This window comes from Ralstonia edaphi, assembly GCF_958350185.1.
Taxonomy (GTDB): domain Bacteria; phylum Pseudomonadota; class Gammaproteobacteria; order Burkholderiales; family Burkholderiaceae; genus Ralstonia; species Ralstonia edaphi.
In genome coordinates this window covers 26,888-47,039 of sequence record NZ_CATWHI010000009.1, presented here as the reverse complement: position 1 = coordinate 47,039, position 20,152 = coordinate 26,888, and the positions used below count along the sequence as shown (strand labels likewise).

Annotated in this window: 19 protein-coding genes; 8 read left to right on the top strand and 11 right to left on the bottom strand. The window is 64.9% G+C overall.

Features of this window, described 5'->3' with window-relative positions; all coding sequences use genetic code 11:
• Positions 1 to 69: 69 nt before the first annotated feature.
• On the bottom strand, positions 70 to 1,416 hold the full coding sequence (hmgA, locus tag R2669_RS23390) for a homogentisate 1,2-dioxygenase (protein ID WP_316902234.1): 1,347 nt from the start codon (positions 1,414 to 1,416) through the stop codon (positions 70 to 72).
• A gap of 63 nt (positions 1,417 to 1,479) precedes the next feature.
• A complete protein-coding gene (locus R2669_RS23385; protein WP_316902233.1) occupies positions 1,480 to 2,880 on the bottom strand; it encodes an MFS transporter in 1,401 nt (466 codons plus the stop codon).
• A gap of 133 nt (positions 2,881 to 3,013) precedes the next feature.
• Here R2669_RS23385 and R2669_RS23380 point away from each other — a divergent pair, with 133 nt between their 5' ends.
• On the top strand, positions 3,014 to 3,931 hold the full coding sequence (locus R2669_RS23380; protein WP_316902232.1) for a LysR family transcriptional regulator: 918 nt from the start codon (positions 3,014 to 3,016) through the stop codon (positions 3,929 to 3,931).
• Positions 3,932 to 3,934: 3 nt separating this feature from the next.
• On the opposite strand, the gene R2669_RS23375 is transcribed toward R2669_RS23380, so the two are convergent.
• Genes R2669_RS23375 through kdgT form a run of 4 tightly spaced genes read right to left on the bottom strand, consistent with a single transcriptional unit; the run spans position 3,935 to position 7,098 of the window.
• The gene (locus tag R2669_RS23375) at positions 3,935 to 4,783 is read right to left on the bottom strand and encodes an ureidoglycolate lyase (protein ID WP_316902231.1); all 849 of its coding nucleotides are present in this window, start codon (positions 4,781 to 4,783) and stop codon (positions 3,935 to 3,937) included.
• A gap of 39 nt (positions 4,784 to 4,822) precedes the next feature.
• On the bottom strand, positions 4,823 to 5,581 hold the full coding sequence (locus R2669_RS23370; RefSeq protein WP_316902229.1) for an SDR family oxidoreductase: 759 nt from the start codon (positions 5,579 to 5,581) through the stop codon (positions 4,823 to 4,825).
• On the bottom strand, positions 5,578 to 6,036 hold the full coding sequence (locus R2669_RS23365) for a nuclear transport factor 2 family protein (protein ID WP_316874348.1): 459 nt from the start codon (positions 6,034 to 6,036) through the stop codon (positions 5,578 to 5,580). The genes R2669_RS23370 and R2669_RS23365 overlap by 4 nt, the downstream gene beginning before the upstream one ends.
• A 45-nt stretch (positions 6,037 to 6,081) precedes the next feature.
• Positions 6,082 to 7,098, bottom strand: coding sequence for a 2-keto-3-deoxygluconate transporter (gene kdgT / locus R2669_RS23360; RefSeq protein WP_316902228.1), 1,017 nt, complete (start codon positions 7,096 to 7,098; stop codon positions 6,082 to 6,084).
• Between the two features lie 278 nt (positions 7,099 to 7,376).
• Between kdgT and kduI the strand changes: the two genes are divergently transcribed.
• From kduI to R2669_RS23340, 4 genes are all read left to right on the top strand, one after another.
• The gene (gene kduI / locus R2669_RS23355) at positions 7,377 to 8,213 is read left to right on the top strand and encodes a 5-dehydro-4-deoxy-D-glucuronate isomerase (RefSeq protein ID WP_316902227.1); all 837 of its coding nucleotides are present in this window, start codon (positions 7,377 to 7,379) and stop codon (positions 8,211 to 8,213) included.
• A 4-nt stretch (positions 8,214 to 8,217) separates the two neighbouring features.
• A complete protein-coding gene (gene kduD / locus R2669_RS23350) occupies positions 8,218 to 9,003 on the top strand; it encodes a 2-dehydro-3-deoxy-D-gluconate 5-dehydrogenase KduD (protein ID WP_147216520.1) in 786 nt (261 codons plus the stop codon).
• 83 nt (positions 9,004 to 9,086) lie between these two features.
• Entirely contained in the window at positions 9,087 to 9,932 is an 846-nt protein-coding gene (gene kdgR, locus R2669_RS23345; protein WP_316902225.1) for a DNA-binding transcriptional regulator KdgR, read from the top strand.
• 109 nt (positions 9,933 to 10,041) lie between these two features.
• The gene (locus R2669_RS23340) at positions 10,042 to 11,094 is read left to right on the top strand and encodes an aldo/keto reductase (RefSeq protein ID WP_316902224.1); all 1,053 of its coding nucleotides are present in this window, start codon (positions 10,042 to 10,044) and stop codon (positions 11,092 to 11,094) included.
• Here R2669_RS23340 and prfH read toward each other — a convergent pair.
• The 5 genes from prfH to R2669_RS23315 all read right to left on the bottom strand — a co-directional run bounded on the left by prfH (position 11,091) and on the right by R2669_RS23315 (position 15,963).
• The gene (gene prfH, locus R2669_RS23335; RefSeq protein WP_316902223.1) at positions 11,091 to 11,708 is read right to left on the bottom strand and encodes a peptide chain release factor H; all 618 of its coding nucleotides are present in this window, start codon (positions 11,706 to 11,708) and stop codon (positions 11,091 to 11,093) included. The genes R2669_RS23340 and prfH overlap by 4 nt on opposite strands.
• A complete protein-coding gene (locus R2669_RS23330; protein ID WP_316902222.1) occupies positions 11,708 to 12,835 on the bottom strand; it encodes an RNA ligase RtcB family protein in 1,128 nt (375 codons plus the stop codon). The genes prfH and R2669_RS23330 overlap by 1 nt, the downstream gene beginning before the upstream one ends.
• Before the next feature lie 261 nt (positions 12,836 to 13,096).
• The gene (locus R2669_RS23325; RefSeq protein WP_316902221.1) at positions 13,097 to 13,303 is read right to left on the bottom strand and encodes a DUF2783 domain-containing protein; all 207 of its coding nucleotides are present in this window, start codon (positions 13,301 to 13,303) and stop codon (positions 13,097 to 13,099) included.
• Positions 13,304 to 13,321: 18 nt separating this feature from the next.
• Positions 13,322 to 15,001 carry an FAD-dependent oxidoreductase gene (locus R2669_RS23320; RefSeq protein ID WP_316902219.1) on the bottom strand — a complete coding sequence of 560 codons (1,680 nt, stop codon included), beginning with the start codon at positions 14,999 to 15,001 and terminating at the stop codon, positions 13,322 to 13,324.
• A gap of 2 nt (positions 15,002 to 15,003) precedes the next feature.
• Entirely contained in the window at positions 15,004 to 15,963 is a 960-nt protein-coding gene (locus tag R2669_RS23315) for an MBL fold metallo-hydrolase (protein WP_316890940.1), read from the bottom strand.
• Positions 15,964 to 16,260: 297 nt separating this feature from the next.
• Here R2669_RS23315 and R2669_RS23310 point away from each other — a divergent pair, with 297 nt between their 5' ends.
• From R2669_RS23310 to R2669_RS23300, 3 genes are all read left to right on the top strand, one after another.
• The gene (locus R2669_RS23310) at positions 16,261 to 17,145 is read left to right on the top strand and encodes an IclR family transcriptional regulator (RefSeq protein ID WP_316890942.1); all 885 of its coding nucleotides are present in this window, start codon (positions 16,261 to 16,263) and stop codon (positions 17,143 to 17,145) included.
• A 114-nt stretch (positions 17,146 to 17,259) separates the two neighbouring features.
• Entirely contained in the window at positions 17,260 to 18,312 is a 1,053-nt protein-coding gene (locus tag R2669_RS23305) for a branched-chain amino acid ABC transporter permease (RefSeq protein ID WP_147216502.1), read from the top strand.
• Between the two features lie 4 nt (positions 18,313 to 18,316).
• Positions 18,317 to 20,143, top strand: a complete 1,827-nt coding sequence (locus R2669_RS23300) for a branched-chain amino acid ABC transporter ATP-binding protein/permease (RefSeq protein ID WP_027680136.1) — start codon at positions 18,317 to 18,319, stop codon at positions 20,141 to 20,143.
• Positions 20,144 to 20,152: the final 9 nt, after the last annotated feature.

The window sequence follows — 20,152 nt, the reverse complement described above, 5'->3', positions numbered from 1 at the left end:
AAGGCGCCATCTAGGGCAGGGTAGGGCCACACCTTCGCGGCGCTTGCCTTGGCGTCAAGGTCGATTTGGTTAACGCTTGGTCGGGTCGAAGTGCTTTTTCAGGCCTTGCCAGCATTCGAAATATTTGGCTTGCAACTGCGCCGATTCCGCCGCGAAGCGCGTGGGGCGGATCACGGCTGGCGTTTCGAACATGAAGGCCATCGTTGCGTCGACCTTGTGTGGCTTGGTGGTGTCGCCGTTGCTGGCTTTCTCGAACGTGTCGGCGTCGGGGCCGTGGCCGCTCATGCAGTTGTGCAGGCTGGCGCCGCCGGGCACGAAGCCTTCGGCCTTGGCGTCGTACACGCCCTGGATCAGGCCCATGAATTCGCTGGCGACGTTGCGGTGGAACCAGGGCGGGCGGAACGTGTTTTCGGCGGCCAGCCAGCGCGGCGGGAAGATCACGAAGTCGATCGTGTCCACGCCTGGCGTGGCGGACGGGCTTTGCAGCACCAGGAAGATCGACGGGTCCGGGTGGTCGTAGCTGATCGAGCCGATGGTGTTGAACAGGCGCAGGTCGTACTTGTACGGCGCGAGGTTGCCGTGCCAGGCCACGACGTCCAGCGGCGAGTGGCCGATCTTCGCGGTCCACAGGCTGCCCTGGAATTTTGCGACGAGTTCGAAGTTGCCTTCGCGGTCTTCGTACCACGCGTGCGGGGTGAGGAAGTCGCGCGGGTTGGCCAGGCCGTTCGAGCCGATCACGCCGAGGTCGGGCAAACGGAAGAGCGCGCCGAAGTTCTCGCAGATGTAGCCGCGCGCCTCGCCATCCGGCAGTTCGACGCGGAAGCGCACGCCGCGTGGGACGACCACGATCTCCAGCGGCTCGACATCGAGCACGCCCATCTCCGTCAGCAGGCGCAGGCGGCCTTCCTGCGGGACGATCAGCAGTTCGCCGTCGGCGTTGTAGAAGAAGCGGTCGGTCATTGACGCGTTGGCGGCGTACAGGTGGATGCCGCAGCCGGTTTGCGCGTCCGGCCCGCCGTTGCCGGCGAAGGTGACGATGCCGTCGATGAAATCGGTGCCGGCGGCAGGTGCGGGCAGCGGGTCCCAGCGCAATTGGTTGGGCGAGGGCGGCACCTCGTTGAAGTTGCTGTGGAAGCGGCCTTGCGCCATGGCTTCGAACGGCAGATGCACGGCGCCCGGACGGATGCGATACAGCCACGAACGGCGGTTGTGCGCGCGCGGGGCGGTGAACGCCGTGCCGGAAATCTGTTCCGCATACAAGCCATACGGCGCCTTCTGCGGGGAGTTCTGGCCGTGCGGCAGCGCGCCGGGCAGGGCTTCGGTGGCGAACTCGTTGCCGAAGCCGCTCTGGTAGGCGGGCCGGTCCAGCGACGCGGGGGTGAATGCGTTCTTGACCGTCGGGGCGAGCATATTCATGGTGAAGTCCTTGGAGAAAAAGTCAGGAGCGTCTTCAGGGAAAGCGTAGTCGTTACCGGGCCATCAGGCGGGCTTGCTGGTTGCGCGACGTGAGGCAAAGCGTGCGGCGTCCGGGCCACTGGCGGCCAGCGTAAGCGCCAGCACCATGCCGAATGACATCATCGCCGGCACCGCCGCGGCCGAGAACAACGCGGGGCCGCTCCACTGCATGGCAATCAGTTGTCCGCCGATTACCGGGCCGATGACGGAGCCGATGCGGCCCACGCCCAGGCTCCAGCCGATGCCGGTGGCGCGCAGCGTGGTGGGGTAATACGTGGCGGCCAGCGCATTTACCGCAGGCTGTCCGCCGACGATGCAGAAGCCCGCCACGAACACCACCGCCACCAGCACGGGCAGCGCAGCCGCCACATGGCCGATCAGCCCGACGGTGACGCAGGCGATCAGGAAGCACACGGCCAGCACGCGCACAAAGCCCAGGCGATCGATCAGCCGGCCCAGCGTGAGCGTGCCGATCACACCGCCTACCTGCAGCGCGGTGGCGACCAGCACAGCGGTATCCGTCGGGTAACCGGCATCGCGAATCAGCGTCGGCAGCCAGTTCGACAGGAAGTACAGGTCGATCAGGTTCATGAAGTTGATGACCCACAGCACGAGCGTGACCTTGGCGCGGCCTTCCGTGAAGAGCGCCGAGACCGGCATGCCCCGCGCCGGCGCCTCGGGCACCACGAATCGCGTCTGCGCGTTCACCTGCAGTTGCGGGGCGAGCTTGCCCAGCCAGCGAGCCAGACGTTGATGGCGCGTCTGCGAATCACCCTTGAGCACGAGGTATTGGAGGGATTCCGGCAGCCACAGCACCATCATCACGCCAATGGCGAGGGGTACAAGGCCGCCCACCAGAAACACCGACTGCCAGCCGAAGCGTGAAAGCAGCGCTGCGCTCACAAAGCCGCCGAGTGCCGCGCCGACGGTAAAACCGCATGACACGAGCATCATCCAGGTCACGCGCGTGCGTGCGGGGCTGAACTCGCCGGCCAGCGCCATCGCGTTGGGCATGATGCAACCCAGCCCCAGGCCCGTGATAAAGCGCAGCACCAGCAGCGCCTGCACCGTTTCCACCTGCGTGGTGGCCAGCATGCACGCTGCAAAAAAGAAGGTCGCAACGATCAGCACCGGCCGCCGCCCGAAGCGGTCGCCCAGCACGCCAAACACCAGCGAGCCGACCAGCATGCCGAACAGCCCCGCGCCGAACACCGGCCCGAGGCTCGCTTTGGTGATGTTCCAGTCCTTGATGATGGCGGGCGCCACATAGCCCATGGCCTGCACATCAAAGCCGTCGATGATCAGGCACAGACCGCAGATGGCGAGCAGCAGGATCTGGAAGCCGCCGACCTTGCCTTGATCGATCAGGCGGGCGAGGTCGATGGGCGTGGATGGCGCTTCATGAGCAGCGGGGGCAGGGCGCATGGTGGTCTCCGGTGGCGGCGTTGCCGCTCTGTTTTGGATTCTTGGTATGCGCGTATTGTCCGGATCGGATGAAAATTTGGAATATCAATGCGAGAATGAACGCTATTGAAATTGTGAATGTTGGGGCGCTGCCATGCTCAACCTGCGGGATGTCGACCTGAACCTGCTGGTGCTGTTTCAGGAAATCCTGCGCGAAAAGCGCATCTCCGTCGTGGCCGAGCGGCTGGGCCTGTCGCAGCCGGCGGTAAGCAACGCGCTGTCGCGCCTGCGCCAGACTTTCGACGACGAACTCTTCGTGCGCACCCCGCGCGGCATGATGCCGACCGCACTTGCCGAGCAATTGGCCGAACCGGTGGCGATGGCGCTCGACACGCTGCAGCGCGCCTTCGGCCAGCGCACGCATTTTGAGGCGGCCACTTCCACGCGCACCTTCACGATTGCCATGAGCGATGTCGGCGAGGTGTATTTCATGCCGGTGCTCGCGCAGTTGTGTGCCGAGCAGGCACCAGGTGTGCGGCTCGACACGCTGCGTGCGGGCGGGTTCGACATGAAGGCCGAAATGGAGGCTGGCGCCATCGACCTTGCGATCGGCGCGTTCGATGATCTTTCCGGCGAGAGCCTCTTCCAGCGCCGCCTGTTCCGGCAGGATTACGTGACGATGTTCCGCCGCGGCCATGCGCTGTCGGAAGGCAAGCTCACGCTGGAGCGCTTTCGCGCCGCGTCGCACCTCGTGGTGGCGAGTTCGGCCAGCCCATACAACGCCATCGGGCCGCTGCTCGACAAGGCGGGGATCACGCAGTCGGCGCGTTTTTCTGTGCCGCACTTCGTGGCGGTGCCGTACATCGTCAGCACGACCGATCTGGTGGTGACGGTGCCGCGCAAGCTGGCCGAGCGTGCGGCGCCGCCGTTCGGGCTGGCGTTCGTGGCGCCGCCGCTCAAGCTGCCGGCGTTGCAGACGAATGTCTTCTGGCACCGGCGTTTCCATCAGGACGCCGGCAACCAGTGGCTGCGCAACCTCGTTGCGCAGCGCTTTGCCGAACTGGAAGGCTAGGCGTCAGCCGGCCGAGACCGTGCGTTGCAACTGTTCGCCCAAGCCGGCGATGCCCAGGCGCATGGTCTGCCCAGGCTTGAGGTAGACCGGGTTCGGCTTGATGCCCAGGCCCACGCCCGGCGGCGTGCCTGTCGAGATGACATCGCCGGGCTGCAGGCTCATGCAGCGGCTCAGATACGCCACGAGTTGCGCGACGCCAAACACCATCGTCCGCGTATTGCCGTTCTGATAGCGGTGGCCGTCCACCTCCAGCCAGAGGTCCAGCGCCTGCGGGTCGGGCACCTCGTCGCGCGTGACCAGCCACGGCCCCAGCGGGCCGAACGTGTCGAAGCCCTTGCCCTTGTCCCACTGGCCGCCGCGCTCGATCTGCCATTCGCGCTCGGAAACGTCGTTGACGATGCAATAGCCGGCCACGTAGTCGAGCGCGTCGGCTTCGTCGATGTACTTGGCGGGCTTGCCGATGACCACGCCCAGTTCGACTTCCCAGTCGGTCTTGACGGAGCCGCGCGGGATCTCGATGTCGTCATTCGGGCCGCAGATGGCGCTGGTCCATTTGTTGAAGATGACCGGCTCGGACGGTACCGGCAGGCCGGACTCTGCGGCGTGGTCGGCGTAGTTCAACCCGATGCAGATGAACTTGCCGACACGCCCGACGCACGGGCCAATGCGGGGTTGGCCGCTGACGGCCGGCAGCGTGGCAGGGTCCACCTCGCGCAGCCGGGCGAGCGATGCATCCGACAGCACGTTGCCCGCAATGTCGTCGACGATACCCGACAGATCACGGAGCGTGCCGGTGGCATCGAGCAGGCCGGGTTTTTCTTGGCCTTGGGGGCCGAAGCGCAGCAGTTTCATGAAAGGTTCAAATCGGTTGGGGGGAAAGGCATCAAGGTATCAATTTGACCAGCCGCCGTCGATCAGGTGGACTTGCCCCGTCGTAAAGGCGGCCTCGTCGGAAGCCAGATACGCCGCCAGCGCGGCAATCTCTTCCGGCTGCCCGAGGCGCCCCATCGGCTGGCGTGCGACGAACGCCGCTTCGACTTCCGCGCGCGGTTTGCCTTGCGTGCGCGCTTGCTCATCGATGCGCTGGGCGAGCGATGGCGATACCACCGTGCCGGGGCAGATCGCATTGCAGCGGATGCCGCGCGCCACAAAGTCTGCCGCCACGGATTTGGTCAGCCCGATCACCGCCGCCTTCGATGCGCCATACACAAAGCGGTTCGGCACGCCCTTGATGCTGGACGCGGCGGACGACATGTTGATGACACTGCCGCCGCCACGTTCCAGCATGCCCGGCACGAACGCGCGCAGGGTGCGGTACATCGACTTGACGTTGAGGTCGAACGAGAAATCCCATGCATCCTCATCGCACTCCAGCACCGAGCCGGCGTGTACGAAGCCCGCGCAGTTGAAGAGGATGTCGATGCCGCCAAGCTCGGCAGCGAGCGCATTGACCTGCCCGGTATCGCGCACATCGAGGCGGCGGACGTCGAACGGCACATCGTTCAACGCGTCGATGCGCAGGTCGGTGGCGATGACGCGGGCGCCTTCGCGGGCGAAGCGCTCGGCGCAGGCACGGCCGATGCCTTGCGCAGCGGCTGTCACGAGCGCGGTCTTGCCTGCCAGGCGCCCGGGAAAAGCAGCGCCGCTCATTCTTTGGGCAGCAGGTAGGCCTGGCGCGCAAACAGGCGCCAGCCGTCCGGATGCTTCTTCCACACCTGCAGCACGCCGATATGCGCGGTGCTCGTCTTGCCGTCGGGCAGGTTGTTGACGGAGTCGAACACGTGGCGCACCCAGGCGTTGTCGCCGTTGACCTGCACGGTCTGGTTGGTCAGCGCAATAGACTTGAATGAATTCGTGCCGTCCAGCGTCTTGAGAAAGGCTGCGCGGTCTTCCAGCTTGCCCGACGAGTGGCCGTAGGTCAGATCGTTCTCGATCAGCTTGGTGAGCGTGGCGCCATCGCTGGCGACCATGGCAACGCGCAGGCGCTCCACGGCTTGCGCAACCGTGTCGGCATCAGTGGCGGCATGGGCGAAGGCACTACCGGTGGCGAGCGCAGCGGTCATCGCAACGCCCGCAATGCGACGGACAAACGTGTGCAACAGCATGGGCAATCTCCTCTCTGATGGTGTGTGCGCGGCATCGCAGGCGGGTCAGAAATGGGCTTCGCGGTGCGCGGCCTGTGGCGGCAGGCTTGCGGTTTCCGGCTCGGGCAATGGGGCCGCTCGGCCCACACGGCGCACCCACATCGCGGTCAGGATCGGCACGAGAATCGCCGTGACGAGGCACGCCGTGGCCACCAGCGCCGTGGCAGCCGGCACCATGGGTTTGAAGCGGGGAATCATCTCGCCGATGATGGCCGGGTTGGCGACCGCCGCTCCGGCCGTGGACGATGCCGCCAGCCCTGCCGCGCCATTGCCGCCGGCGATGAACTTGTCCGCCAGAATCAGCGGCACGCCTGTGATGACGATCACCGTCAGGCCGAGCAGCAGGCCCGAGAGCCCGCTGTTGGCAATCACGTGCAGGTCGATGCCGTTGCCCAGCGCAAAGCCGAAGAACGGAATGAGCGGATGCACGCAGCGGCCGAACAGTTCGCGCAACTCACGGTCGAGATTGCCCAGCGTAAAGCCGATCAGGAACGGCAGCACCGCCCCCACGAACAACCGAGGCTCGAACACCGCAACGCCCGTGGCCCCCAGGATCAGCATGCTGACCAGCGGGCCCGATTCGACCGACATCAGCACGAATGCGCCGGCTTCTTCCTTGGTGCCGTACTGCTGCATGACCGCGGCGTAGAGCCCGCCGTTGGTCATGTCCATCGACGTGGTGATTGCCAGCACCGACAGCCCGGCAAGGATGCCGGTCTTGATGCCTTCGTCCGGGATGAACTGCGCAGCCACCAGCGTCGCCAGCCACGCCACGGCAATCTTGGTGACGAGCAGCGTGCCCGACTTGCGCAGCACCACGCCGGTGGCATGCAGGTCGATGGTCGCGCCCATGCAGAAGAACCACACCGCCAGGATCGGCACCGTGCCGGTGATCAGGCCGTTGGTGAACGAGCCGAAGTACTTCCCGGCATCGGGTGCGAACGTATGCACGCATGCGCCCAGCAGCAGCGGCACGAGCATCAGCCCGCCCGGAATGCGGTCAATCGCCTTCTTGATCTTCACGTCTCCTCCATGAGCCTCTATGGGCTCGGTTGGTCAAGGTCCAACATCGTGGAGTGACTATAGCGGATGATGTGGAACGATGTTCCATGTTTTTGACTTCGCGGATTTATCGTTTACCCTCGGCCGCAAATGTGTGCGATGCAGCGTGACCCAGCTTGATGCCGACTTCATCTCAAAAATATGGATCGACGTTCCGTATTTTTGTTTTTTGTGCTTCAATCCAACCCAGAACGGCCGGCGGCGCAGGACATGCCGGTGCATCCCAACGGAGAAACGGCATGGAAGTGCGGCAAGGAATCCACAGCGAACACGCAAAAACCCTCGACACGGCGGGGCTGCGCCGGCAATTTCTGGTGGAGCAGGTGTTTGAGCGCGATGCGCTTCAGCTGACGTACAGCCATATCGACCGGATCATCGTTGGCGGCGCATGGCCGGCCACGCGGCCGGTGGAGGTGCCGGCATCGCTGGCCAAGTCGATGGGCGTGAGCCATCTGCTGGAGCGCCGCGAGCTGGGCGCGATCAACATTGGCGGCGCGGGCTGGGTGGAAGTCGATGGCACGCGGCACGCCGTTGGCAATGAAGAGGCGATCTACATCGGCCAGGGCGGCCAGAATGTCGTCTTCGGCAGCGACGATGCAGCGCGGCCGGCCAAGTTCTACATCAACTGCGCGCCGGCCCATACGGCGTATCCCACGCGCACGATCACGCTGGCGCAGGCGTCGCCCGAAACGCTGGGCGATCCGGCCACGAGCAACCGTCGCACGATCTACAAGTTCATCGTGCCGGACGTGCTGCCCACCTGCCAGCTGTCGATGGGCATGACCAAGCTGGAGCCCGGCAGCCTGTGGAACACCATGCCGTGCCACACGCACGAGCGTCGCATGGAGGTCTATTTCTATTTCAACCTGCCGGACAACGCCGCCGTGTTCCACATGCTCGGCGAGCCGCAGGAGACGCGCCACATCCTCGTCCACAACGAGCAGGCGGTGATCTCGCCAAGCTGGTCGATCCACTCCGGCGTGGGCACCCAGGCGTACACCTTCATCTGGGGCATGGTCGGCGAGAACCAGGTGTTCCACGACATGGACCACATCGCCATTGCCGACTTGCGCTGACACCATGCGGCTCGAGAATCCCTATCTGCAGAGCGCAAGCCTGTTCGACCTGACCGGCAAGGTGGCCATCGTCACCGGCAGCAACACGGGGTTGGGCGCGGGCATGGCGACGGCGCTCGCGGCGGCTGGTTGCGACATCGTCGGGGCCAACCGCTCCGACCCGGCGCAGACGGCCGCGCGCGTGGAAGCGGCCGGCCGCCGGTTCGTCGACGTGCGCGCCGATCTGTCTTCGCTGGAGCCGATCGGCAGCATTGTCGAAGCCGCGATGGACACCTTCGGCCGCGTCGACATCCTCGTCAACAACGCCGGCATCATCCGCCGCTGTGACGCGCTGGAATTTTCCGAAGCCGATTGGGATGCGGTCATCGACGTCAACCTCAAGGGCGTGTTCTTTCTCTCGCAGGCGGTGGCGCGGCAGTTCGTGCAGCAAGGCGGGCGCGGCAAGATCATCAACGTGGCGTCGATGCTGTCGTTCCAGGGCGGCATACGCGTGCCGTCGTACACGGCGTCGAAGAGCGGTGTGCTGGGGCTTACCCGGCTGCTGGCAAACGAGTGGGCGGGGCGCGGCATCAACGTCAACGCCATCGCGCCCGGCTACATGGAAACCGACAACACGGCGCAACTGCGCGAAGACCGGCAGCGCAGCGAAGAGATCCTGGCGCGTATCCCGGCCGGGCGCTGGGGCGTGCCGGACGACCTTGCGGGCGCCGTGGTGTTTCTGGCTTCGGCCGCATCGGACTACGTGCACGGCCACACGCTGGCGGTAGATGGCGGGTGGCTGGCGCGATAGACAAATCGGCGGGTGGATTGATGGAACGCGGTATGAGACCGGTTATGCTCTCTCCAGATTTTGAAATCACGGAACCACGAGAGATGAAAGCCACGCCCCGGCAACGCAAGCCGGAAGATCCGTCCGCCAACGAACCCCTTGATACCGGTGCGGATAAAGCCGAATCGGTCTCGGCGGTCGACAAGGTGTTCACCATCCTGGCCGCGATGGGCGAGCTTGGCGCCGTTGGCCCGAGCGAACTGTCGCAGCGGTTGGGCATGTCCAAGACGACCGTGCACCGTTTCCTGCAGTCGCTCAAAGGCCTCGGCTATGTGGCGCAGGAAGGCGACACTGATCGGTATCGGCTGACCATCCGCTTGTTCGAGCTTGGCGCCAAGGCCCTGGAAAACGTCGACCTCGTCCGCGAGGCCGACACCGAAATGCGCCGCATCGGTCAGCTCACGCGCGAGGCCGTCCACCTCGGCGCGTTTGACGAAGACGCCATCATCTACATCCACAAGATCGATGCCGATTACGGCTTGCGCATGCAGTCGCGCATCGGCCGGCGTAATCCGCTGCACAGCACGGCCATCGGCAAGGTGCTGCTGGCCTACATGCCGCCGGAAGAGGCACGCGAGGTGCTGTCGAAGGTCGAGTTCAAGAAGTCCACGCAGAAGACGCTTGCCTCCGCCGAGGCCGTGCTGAGCATCCTGCCGCGCGTGCGCCAGCAAGGTTTTGGCGAAGACAATGAAGAGCAGGAAGACGGGTTGCTGTGCATTGCCGTGCCGGTGTTCGACCGCTTTGGCCGCGTGATTGCAGGGCTGTCGATCTCGTTCCCGACCATGCGTTGCGGCGCCGATACCAAGGCGCATTACGTTGCGCTGCTGCAGCAGGCAGGGACTGCGATCTCGTCGCGCCTTGGGCATCACCCCGCATCCGCATCTGACTGAGCGCTCTGCAGGATCGGCCAGTCCGTCCTATCCTCTGCGTTGTCTCTCGCATCTGAGATCTGAGCCTGTGCGCTCAGCATTCCATTCCCACCGTATTGGAGTCGATCACATGCGTTACAACCAGCTGGGCCGGACCGGCCTGTTCGTATCGGAGCTGTGCTTGGGCACGATGACCTTCGGCGGCAACGACGGCATCTGGCAGCACATTGGCGATTTGCAGCAAGCCGATGCCGAGCGCCTGATCGGGCGGGCGCTCGACGCCGGCATCAACTTCATCGACACGGCCGATGTGTACGCCAACGGCGCTGCTGAACAGATGACGGGGCAGGCGCTCAAGAACCTGAAGGTGTCGCGCGACAGCGTGGTCGTCGCCACCAAGGTGTTCGGCCAGACCGGTGAGAGCGTGAACGCGCGCGGCGCTTCGCGTTTCCACATCATGGATGGCATCAAGGCTAGCCTGAAGCGGCTGCAGCTCGACCATATCGACCTCTATCAGATCCATGGTTTCGACCCGGCCACGCCTATTGAGGAAACGGTGCGTGCGCTCGATACGCTCGTCCAACACGGTCATGTGCGCTATGTGGGCGTATCGAATTGGGCGGCGTGGCAGATCGTCAAGGCGCTGGGGATTGCGGAACGCCTCGGCTGTGCGCGCTTCGAAAGCCTGCAGGCGTATTACACCGTGGCCGGCCGCGACCTCGAGCGCGAACTCGTGCCGATGCTCCACAGCGAAGGCCTCGGCCTGATGGTGTGGAGCCCGCTGGCCGGCGGGCTGCTCAGCGGCAAATACACGCGCGAGCAGCACGGCGAGCAAGACAGCCGCCGCAACAAGTTCGACTTCCCGCCGGTGGACCAGGCGCGCGCCTACACCTGCGTCGATGCCATGCGCGTCATGGCCACTGCGCGCAGCGTGTCGGTCGCGCAGATTGCGCTCGCCTGGTTGCTGCATCAACGCGCGGTCACCACCGTGATCGTCGGTGCGAAGAAGATCGAGCAGCTCGACGACAACATTGCCGCCACCAAGGTGCAGCTGACCGCGGAAGAGCTGTCGCAGCTCGATGAACTGAGCAAGCTGCCGCCCGAATACCCGGGTTGGATGCTGGAGCGGCAAGGCGAGTACCGGCGCGGCCAGCTTGCCGGAACCCGGCACGCTGCGCGCTAGTCTGCCGGCGCAAAACGTTCGCCTTTGAACACGCGGCGCGGGTTGCCGCGCTCCAACTGGTGATGGAGCGCGCGTCGCTGCGCACGCTGTGCCGCATCTGCAGCCGCTTCGTGCTCCGCCAGCTTGTGAGCGAGCAGCAGCACGGCCAGCCGCTTGTTGGCGTGCTGGCTGCGCTCCGACTGCACCTTCACGCTGATGCCCGTGGCGATATGCGTGGCCCGCACGGCCGACTCCGTCTTGTTGACATGCTGGCCGCCCGGGCCCGAAGAACGCGTGGTCTCGAAGCGGATCTCGCCCGGTAGCGTTTCCGATGGCGCCGCACAGCGCGCCACCCCGAAGAACCAATTCTTGCGCGCGTGCCGCAGCCGGTAAGGGCTTGGGCTGGTCCATTGGATCGTGCCTTCCCAGGCTCGCGCCACGGTCTCCTCGGCATCGCCGTCCAGGCTGATCAAGGCGGAACGCAGCGTGCCGGCGTATTCACCGTCTTCCTGTTCCAGCAGTTCGAGTTGGACGCCCGCGTCTGCGGATTCGCGTTGCAGGCGGTCCAGTGCTTTCGCCACGGCCAGCTCGCATTCGGCTGGACCTTGCGCAGAAGAGAGTTGCAGCAACACCATCAGCAGCACTCCCCACGCGTCTTGTACGTCAACACCGGGCGCAGGCGCGCGAGCACCTTGACCAGGCCAGCGTCCACCAGCGGCGCGATCACGCTTTCGATCGGCTTGTAGGCTTCGGGCGCTTCTTCGTAAATCAACTGCTTGTCTTCGCAGATGACGTGGCCGCCGAGCTTGGTGCGATTGAGCTGCGCAGGCGTGAAGCGGCGGATGAGCCGTTCTTTGCACTCGCTGCGCATCCACTTGCGGCCCGCGCCGTGGGCGAGCGAGAACAAGCCGTGCTCGCTCGGGCGTGGCGCGACGAGGTAGCTGTAATCGCCGCGCGAACCGGGAATGACGACCACGCCGGCATCTGACGGCGTCGCGCCCTTGCGATGCAGCCAGCCGCGTTCGCCAAACACCGTGGCCGGTGCGACAAAGTTGTGATGCACGTCGAGCAGCGCCTTGCCCTGCGCGTGCAGGCGCTCAAGCATGCGACGCGCGATCAGTTCGCGGTTGGCCTTCGCAAAGTGCAGCGCCGTGTCGTGGCGCGTCAGATAGGCGGCGCACGCCGCGTCGTCGTGCGCGAGTCCGGCGTGCCCATACGCGCGCACGTGCTCATCGAGGATGGCTTGGCCGAGCCCGCGCGAGCCGCTATGCACGAGCAGCAGAAGCTGGCGCGGGTCCAGCGGCAGTTCCTCTGCATCGTAGATCTCATCGATGCGCTGCAGCTCCGCAAAGTGGTTGCCGCCGCCGATGGTGCCCAGCGCGGCATCGAAGCCCGTATCCGCCGGCGCCAACGCGGCGGCAAGCTCGCGCCAGCTTTCGTCGAGCGGCGTGTCGATGTTGCCGAGACGCTTGTCCAGCTTGTCGAGGCTGACTTTGCTGGCATCGAGGTCGGTCGACCACAGCGTCATGCCGCAGCCGATGTCGTTGCCGATCAGCGCCGGATACAGGCGTCCAACGGAGAAAAATGCGGCGCCAACGGGATAACCGCGACCGGGATGCAGGTCGGGCATGCCGGCCACATGCCGCATGCCGTCGAGCGCTTTGGTGGTTTGAAGTTGCCGGATCGCGTCGCCTTCGATCCAGGTGTCGTCCGAGGCGATCAGGGAGACGCCGTCGAACAAATGCAAGATGCAATTGCCCATGAATGGTCCATATCAGGTCTGAAAAAAAATCTGATGTGGCAGGCCGAAGGCCGGGGCAATGCGAAGACGCTGCGAACTACAGCGCGAGAGATTCGATCAACCCAGGCAAGGGCCTGCAAAGGGGAAAGCAAGGTGACGCATGAATTTTTTCCTCCTGTGCAAAATGGTTGATCGGTAAGCGGGGCGGATACTAGCACCGCGCTTTGCGCACTCGCAAGTACGATCAAACGTAAGTGTTGGATTGTTGAAACGGGGCCGCGCTCAAGTGGTGGTGGCTGGCAATACCAGTCGTGCCGCGGTCAGCGCTTCGCGCAGGACCGCCATGTCGCCGATATGGTTTGCGAGTAGCAGGATGAGCTGCGCGTTGAGCATCGCGCTGTGCTCATCGCTCAGGTTGCGGTGCGCGTCGATCAGCGCCTCGTAGAAATCGTCCGGACGGGGCAGGTTGGGTTGCGTGTTCAGCGGCATGGTGATCGCGGTATTGGCTCAAGCGGAGACGGCCGCGCGCGACGTTGCCGCAGGCGCGGTCTGGCCGGTGGCGCGGAGCAACGCGGCGGCCAGCTTGGCTGGCGCCAGGCCGCGCCAGCGTGCGCAGACGTGCTGATCCGGCCGGATCAGGTAGATCGTGCCGGGGCGCGCGTCATAGCGTTGCGCGACCAGCCCGTCGATGTCTTCCAGCGCCGTCACGTTGGCCGAGACTGTGCCCATGCCGCCGGCCGGGAAGATGGCCAGCGCCGGCAGCGGCAGCGCGTCGACGTGTTCTCCCGCGCCGCAGAAGCGCAACGCGGTGAAGCTGCCGTGCAGATGGCTGAGGAGCCAATCCGCGCGGCCATCGGCCTGGCGTACCGGCGCATCGAGTGCGACAGCGCCGGGCACGAGCGTGCCGGCGAAGGCCGCTTCATCCGCGGTCTGCAACGGAGAACCTTCAAGCACTGTCGGCATCGAGAGCCGCCCGCTGTTGACCAGCGTCCGCGCAAACGGGTAGTGCTTGGCCAGGCGCAGCGTGGCATCGCGAAAGAGCCGGCTGACGGCGCTCTTGGGTGTGATGAAATCGGTCGATCTCGTGGAGTGGCGGATGTTGTCGTCGGCGGCAAACTCGCGCTCGCTCGCGTAGGTGTCGAGCAGCGTGTCGGGCGCATCGCCGGCCAGCACCATGCGCAATTTCCACGCGAGGTTTTCGGCGTCTTGCAAACCGCTGTTGGCGCCACGTGCGCCGAACGGCGAGACACGGTGTGCCGCATCGCCGATAAAGAGCACGCGGCCGTGGCGGAAGCGGTCCATGCGTTCGCACGAAAACGTATAGACGCTGACCCATTCCAGTTCGAAATCGACGCCTTCCCCGAGCAGCGCGCGCACGCGTGGGATGACGCGCTCGGGTTGCTTCTCGGCCACGGGATCGGCGTCCCAGCCGAGCTGGAAATCGATGCGCCAGACGTTGTCGGGCTGATGGTGGAGCAGCACCGATTGATTCGGATGGAACGGCGGATCAAACCAGAACCAGCGCTCGCTCGGGAAGGGCGCATCCATGCGCACGTCGGCGATCAGGAAGCGGTCTTTGAACGTCTGGCCGCGGGCTTCAAGGCCCATCATGTGCCGCACCGGGCTGCGCGAGCCGTCGGCGGCGACCACATATTGCGCGCGCTGCTCGTACGTGCCGTCGGGCGTCTCGATGCTGAGCGTCACGCCGTCGGCATCCTGCGTGAGGGCCGTCACCTTGTTCTTCCAGCGCAGCTCGATGTTCGGCAAGGCTTGCGCGCGTTCAACGAGAAAGCCTTCCACGTAGTACTGCTGCAGATTGATGAACGCTGGTCGGCGGTGGCCGGTTTCTGGCAGCAGGTCAAAGCTGTAGAGCAGTTCGTTCTTCAGGTAGACCTTCCCGACGTTCCAGCTCACGCCCTTGTCGACCATGCAGTCGCCGCAGCCGAGCCGATCGAAAATCTCCAATGAGCGCTTGGAGAAACAGATCGCGCGCGAGCCGGTCGACAGCGTGCAATCGTCGTCCACAACGACCACGGCCACACCTTGCTGCGCCAGATCGATGGCTGTAGCCAACCCCACCGGCCCGGCGCCAACGATGACGACGGGGCGGGCCGCAGGTGCGGCGCCGGGCTGCTGCTCGGCGCACGGCGCATACGCGAAGACGCGATTCTGGAAGTCGGGATTCATGTTCAGCCTTGCAGGGCCGCCCACATTTCCTTGTCGCGCTCGGCTGTCCAGATGCGCGGGTGCTTGATGCCGCTGGCTTCGTCAAAGGCGCGCGTCACGTCAAACGGCAGGCAGTGCTCGTAAATGAAGACGCTGCCGAATTTCGGGTCCATGGCCGCGCGGGTGTGCGCCATGGCGGCCTTCAGGTCCATCTTCTGCGCGACGGCTTCCTTGCCACGTTGCAGCAGCGTGGACACGAAATCCCGCGTATAGGCGAGCCCCTTGTCGACCTCGGCCGGATTGAGCAACGCGGGGCCGCGGCCGGGCACGAGCTTGTCGGCGCCGAGCGCGCGCAGCGCATCGAGTGTGGCGGGCCATTCTTCGAGCTGCGCGTCGCCGCAGTAGCAGGCGGCGTCGTATTCGACGAGGTCTCCGGAGAACAGCACCTTCTGCGACGGAATCCACACCACCGTGTCGCCCTTCGTGTGGCCGGGGCCGAGGTGCAGGATCTTCACTTCCAGCTGGCCAAGGAACAGCGTGAGTTCGCGCTCGAATACCAGCGTCGGCCAGGTCAGGCCGGGCACGGTTTCAACGCCCGCGAACAGGCGCGGAAAGCGTTCGATCTCGGACTTCATATCGGCTTCACCGCGCTCGACGATCATTTCGTACGTGCCGCGGCTGGCAATGATGTTCTGCGCGCCCTCGGTAAAGTACGCCGACGCGCCCAGCACGCGCACCGCGTGATAGTGCGATAGCACCACGTGCTTGATCGGCTTGTCGGTGATGGCGCGGATGCGCGCGATCAGGTCTTGCGCCATCGCTGGCGTGGCGGTGGTGTCGACGATCAGCACCGAGTCGTCGCCGATGATGACGCCCGAGTTCGGGTCGCCCTCGGCGGTATAGGCGTAAGCGTTGGGGGAGAGCTGGGTAAAGGTGACTTGTTTGGCCTCGAGGTCGGCTTGCGAGGCGAAGGCTTTGGCCATTCTGTCACTCCTGGTGTAGTGAATTACGGTTGGGGGAATTATTCGTCTACGTGTATGGGCGGAAACGCCAGGGTTGGGATGCGCTGATACCCGGCCATACCAAACGCAGGCAATCATAGACCGCAGGGTCGGGAGATGCGCCTAGGGTATACGTGAATTATGATTAGAAGCATTGTTTCTACAATGCATAAAAATTAAAAACTGGCCGTCAGCGCGGAGCTGCGTGCTACGCTCGCAGCACTTTGTCGGCCCAGCCTGGGCCAGCCCCGCCGAGCCAATCCAATCCGCCCCCGAGACATGGAGACCACGGAAGTCGAAGACGACCTGCCCCCCGATGGCGATGCAGAAGACGCGCGCACAAGCCGTGACCGCTCGGGCATTCAATCCATCGAAGTCGGCACGCAATTGCTGGTGGCGCTCACACGTGCCATGCGGGCGATGGCGCTCGGCGATCTGGCGCGCGCGGCGGGCATGCATCCGTCCAAGGCGCACCGCTACCTGGTCAGCCTGCAGCGGGTGGGCGCGGTGTCGCAGGACCCGCTGACTGGCCGCTACGAACTTGGCCCGTTTGCGCTGCGCCTAGGTCTCGCCAGCCTCAACCGCTCCGATGCCATCGTCCGCACGCGGCCGTTGTTGGCCGGTCTGCGAGACCAGACCGGTCACACCATCGGCATTGCAGTGTGGAGCGATCGTGGCCCGACCGTCGTGCATTGGGAAAAAGCCGGTGGTGCGCCCGGCGTCAACCTGCGCATTGGCGACGTCCTGCCGATGCTCAATTCCGCCACCGGCCGCCTGTTCGGCGCCTATCAGCCGATGGAGCAGACGCTGCCGCTTGTTGAACGAGAGCTGCACGAGCGTGCCGGTGACGATCTCCCCGGCCTGCCGCGCTCTCTGACGGATTACTACCGCCTGTGCGAAGACGTCCGCACCGAAGGCGCATCGTGGGTGACGGGCAGTCTGCTGCCGGGCGTGAATGCGCTGTCGCTGCCCGTGTTTGGCGCGCGCGGTCAGCTTGTGCTGGTGTTGATCGCGCTGAATCTGCAACCGCTGTTTCACGCGCAGCGCGGCGGCGAGCTGGAGCACACGCTGCGCACGTTCGTGATGCGCTTGTCTGCCATGCTGCAGGCGCCCGCGGAAAGTCCTCCGAAGGCCGGCGGCCGACGGAGCAAGGCGGCGCGTTAGGGTTGTCGCCAATTTCATCCTGTCGTAAGAAATTTACTATCTCGTAACTCGTGGCGCCCCCTTGCCCGGCCTACATCCGGTGCGAACTCCACGACTACAAGAACGAGGAGCTTCATGGACTTGTCGATTGCCGCCATCCTGGCGCAAGACGGCGTGACATCGGGCGCGATCTACGCGCTGCTGGCGCTGGCGCTCGTACTGGTGTTTTCCGTCACGCGCGTGATCTTCATCCCGCAGGGCGAATTCGTTGCGTATGGCGCGCTCACGCTGGCGGCCATCCAGGCCAACAAGGCGCCGCTCTCGGCCAGCATGCTCGTCGCGCTGGGTGTGCTGACGTTCCTCGTCGAGATGGGCCGCACGCTGCTGCAACCTGAACTGCGCCTGCATGCGCTGCGCACGGGTGCCATCTATGCGGGCAAATACCTTGTCTTTCCGATTGCCGTGTACGTCGCTGCCCGCATGCTCGCCCCGATGACGTTGCCCATGATTGCGCAGGTCGCGTTGACGCTGCTGATCGTCATTCCCATGGGCCCGATGATCTACCGCCTGGCCTATGAGCCGTTGGCCGAAGCCAGCACGCTGGTGCTGCTGATCGTTTCGGTGGGCGTGCACTTTGCAATGGTCGGCCTCGGTCTTGTGATGTTCGGCGCGGAAGGCTCGCGCACGGATGCGTTTTCCGATGCGCGCTTTGATCTGGGCGCGCTCAGCGTGTCAGGCCAGAGCCTGTGGGTGGTGGCCGTGTCGGTGCTGATGATCGTGGGGCTGTACTTCTACTTTGGCCGCACGGTGTCGGGCAAGGCGCTGCGCGCGACGGCGGTGAACCGGCTGGGTGCGAGGCTGGTCGGCATCGGCACTACGCAAGCGGGGCGCCTGGCGTTCACGCTGGCGGCGGCGTTGGGCGCCCTGTGCGGCATCCTGATTGCGCCGCTCACCACGGTCTACTACGAGTCCGGTTTCCTGATCGGCCTGAAGGGCTTCGTTGGGGCGATCGTGGGCGGGCTCGTGAGCTATCCGGTGGCGGCACTGGGCGCGCTGCTGGTGGGGCTGCTGGAGTCGTATTCATCGTTCTGGGCGTCGGCGTTCAAGGAGGTGATCGTGTTCACGCTCATCATTCCGGTGCTGCTGTGGCGATCGCTCACCACCAAGCATGTCGAGGAAGAGGAATAAGCCGATGAACACGCTGACTAAATCTTCCGAAGGCACGGCGCAGCGCGGCTGGCTTTCGCGCAACCGCGTGCTGACCGCGTTGTTCGTCGTCGTGCTGGTGTTGATTCCGATCGTGCCCACGCCCGAGTTCTGGATCACGCTGCTGAACTACATCGGGCTCTATAGCCTCGTGGCGCTGGGGCTGGTGCTGCTCACGGGGGTGGGCGGGCTGACGTCGTTCGGGCAAGCGGCGTTCGTCGGGCTTGGTGCATACAGCACCGCGTATCTGACAACGCAGTACGGTGTTTCGCCGTGGATCGGCCTGTTGGCCGGGCTGGCGATTACGGTGGTCAGCGCCTACGTGATCGGCCTGATCACGATGCGCATGTCGGGTCACTACCTGCCGCTGGCGACGATTGCGTGGGGCCTGTCGCTCTTCTTCCTGTTCGGCAACCTGGAATTCCTCGGCAAGTACGACGGGCTGAACGGTATTCCGGTGCTGAACGTGCTGGGTAAATCGTTGCAGACCGGCCGTGAGATGTTCTACCTGATCTGGGCTGTCGTTGTCGTGGCGGTGCTGGCGGTGCAGAACCTGCTGAATTCGCGCCCGGGCCGCGCCATCCGCGCGCTCAAGGGCGGCGGCACCATGGCCGAGGCGATGGGCGTGAACACCGCGTGGATGAAGGTGGTGATCTTCGTGTTTGCGGCGGTGCTGGCGTGCATTTCGGGCTTTCTCTATGCGCATCTGCAGCGCGCGGTGAACCCCACGCCGTTCGGTCTGAACTACGGCATCGAATACCTGTTCATGGCGGTGGTCGGCGGCGTGGGCCACGTGTGGGGCGCGGTGCTTGGCGCCGGTTTGCTGACCATCCTGAAAGACAGCCTGCAGAGCGTCCTGCCGAAGTTGCTGGGCTCCAACGGCAACTTCGAGATCATCGTGTTCGGCGTGCTGCTGGTGTTGTTGCTGCAGTACGCGCGTGACGGCGTCTGGCCGTTCATCCGCAAGCTGTTTCCGTCTGCGCCGACGGCCCACGCACCCGACGACGCGCCGGCACTCAAGCAGCGGGAGAAGCCGCAAGCCGGTGAACTGATCCTCGACGTACGTGCCGCGCGCAAGGAGTTTGGCGGCCTGGTCGCCGTGAACGACGTCAGCTTCCAGGTGAAGGCCGGCGAGATCATCGGCCTGATCGGCCCCAATGGCGCGGGCAAGTCGACCACCTTCAACCTGGTGACCGGCGTGCTGCCTGTCACGCGTGGCGAGGTGCTCTACCGTGGCGAGCGCATCAGCGGCAAGCCTTCGCGCGAGATCGTCAAACGCGGTATCGGCCGCACCTTCCAGCATGTGCAATTGCTGTCGGGCATGACGGTGCTGGAAAACGTAGCGCTCGGCGCCCATCTGCGTGGCGATTTTGCAGCGCAGGGCGGCGTGCTCGCCAGCGTGGTGCGCATGAACCAGGCCGAAGAGCAGAAGCTGCTGTTTGAAGCACGCCGCCAGCTGGAGCGCGTGGGCCTGGCCGATTGCATGTACCAGGAGGCCGGCAGCCTCGCGCTGGGTCAGCAACGCATTCTGGAGATTGCTCGCGCGCTGTGTTGCGACCCGGCGCTGCTGCTGCTCGATGAGCCGGCCGCCGGCCTGCGCTACAAGGAAAAGCAGGCGCTGGCTGCGCTGCTCACCAAGCTCAAGGCCGAAGGCATGAGCGTGCTGCTGGTCGAGCACGACATGGACTTCGTCATGAACCTCACCGACCGGCTGGTCGTCATGGAATTCGGTACCAAGATCGCCGAAGGGCTGCCGCAGGAAGTGCAGCAGAACCCCGCGGTGCTGGAAGCCTACCTGGGCGGCGTGGAATAAGGAGAACGC

Excerpts from the sequence above, each read along its gene's own strand:
- hmgA (WP_316902234.1), bottom strand. The coding sequence starts at position 1,416 with ATGAATATGCTCGCCCCGACGGTCAAGAACGCATTCACCCCCGCGTCG.
- R2669_RS23385 (WP_316902233.1), bottom strand. The coding sequence starts at position 2,880 with ATGCGCCCTGCCCCCGCTGCTCATGAAGCGCCATCCACGCCCATCGAC.
- R2669_RS23380 (WP_316902232.1), top strand. The coding sequence starts at position 3,014 with ATGCTCAACCTGCGGGATGTCGACCTGAACCTGCTGGTGCTGTTTCAG.
- R2669_RS23375 (WP_316902231.1), bottom strand. The coding sequence starts at position 4,783 with ATGAAACTGCTGCGCTTCGGCCCCCAAGGCCAAGAAAAACCCGGCCTG.
- R2669_RS23370 (WP_316902229.1), bottom strand. The coding sequence starts at position 5,581 with ATGAGCGGCGCTGCTTTTCCCGGGCGCCTGGCAGGCAAGACCGCGCTC.
- R2669_RS23365 (WP_316874348.1), bottom strand. The coding sequence starts at position 6,036 with ATGCTGTTGCACACGTTTGTCCGTCGCATTGCGGGCGTTGCGATGACC.
- kduI (WP_316902227.1), top strand. The coding sequence starts at position 7,377 with ATGGAAGTGCGGCAAGGAATCCACAGCGAACACGCAAAAACCCTCGAC.
- kduD (WP_147216520.1), top strand. The coding sequence starts at position 8,218 with ATGCGGCTCGAGAATCCCTATCTGCAGAGCGCAAGCCTGTTCGACCTG.
- kdgR (WP_316902225.1), top strand. The coding sequence starts at position 9,087 with ATGAAAGCCACGCCCCGGCAACGCAAGCCGGAAGATCCGTCCGCCAAC.
- R2669_RS23340 (WP_316902224.1), top strand. The coding sequence starts at position 10,042 with ATGCGTTACAACCAGCTGGGCCGGACCGGCCTGTTCGTATCGGAGCTG.
- prfH (WP_316902223.1), bottom strand. The coding sequence starts at position 11,708 with ATGGTGTTGCTGCAACTCTCTTCTGCGCAAGGTCCAGCCGAATGCGAG.
- R2669_RS23330 (WP_316902222.1), bottom strand. The coding sequence starts at position 12,835 with ATGGGCAATTGCATCTTGCATTTGTTCGACGGCGTCTCCCTGATCGCC.
- R2669_RS23325 (WP_316902221.1), bottom strand. The coding sequence starts at position 13,303 with ATGCCGCTGAACACGCAACCCAACCTGCCCCGTCCGGACGATTTCTAC.
- R2669_RS23320 (WP_316902219.1), bottom strand. The coding sequence starts at position 15,001 with ATGAATCCCGACTTCCAGAATCGCGTCTTCGCGTATGCGCCGTGCGCC.
- R2669_RS23315 (WP_316890940.1), bottom strand. The coding sequence starts at position 15,963 with ATGGCCAAAGCCTTCGCCTCGCAAGCCGACCTCGAGGCCAAACAAGTC.
- R2669_RS23310 (WP_316890942.1), top strand. The coding sequence starts at position 16,261 with ATGGAGACCACGGAAGTCGAAGACGACCTGCCCCCCGATGGCGATGCA.
- R2669_RS23305 (WP_147216502.1), top strand. The coding sequence starts at position 17,260 with ATGGACTTGTCGATTGCCGCCATCCTGGCGCAAGACGGCGTGACATCG.
- R2669_RS23300 (WP_027680136.1), top strand. The coding sequence starts at position 18,317 with ATGAACACGCTGACTAAATCTTCCGAAGGCACGGCGCAGCGCGGCTGG.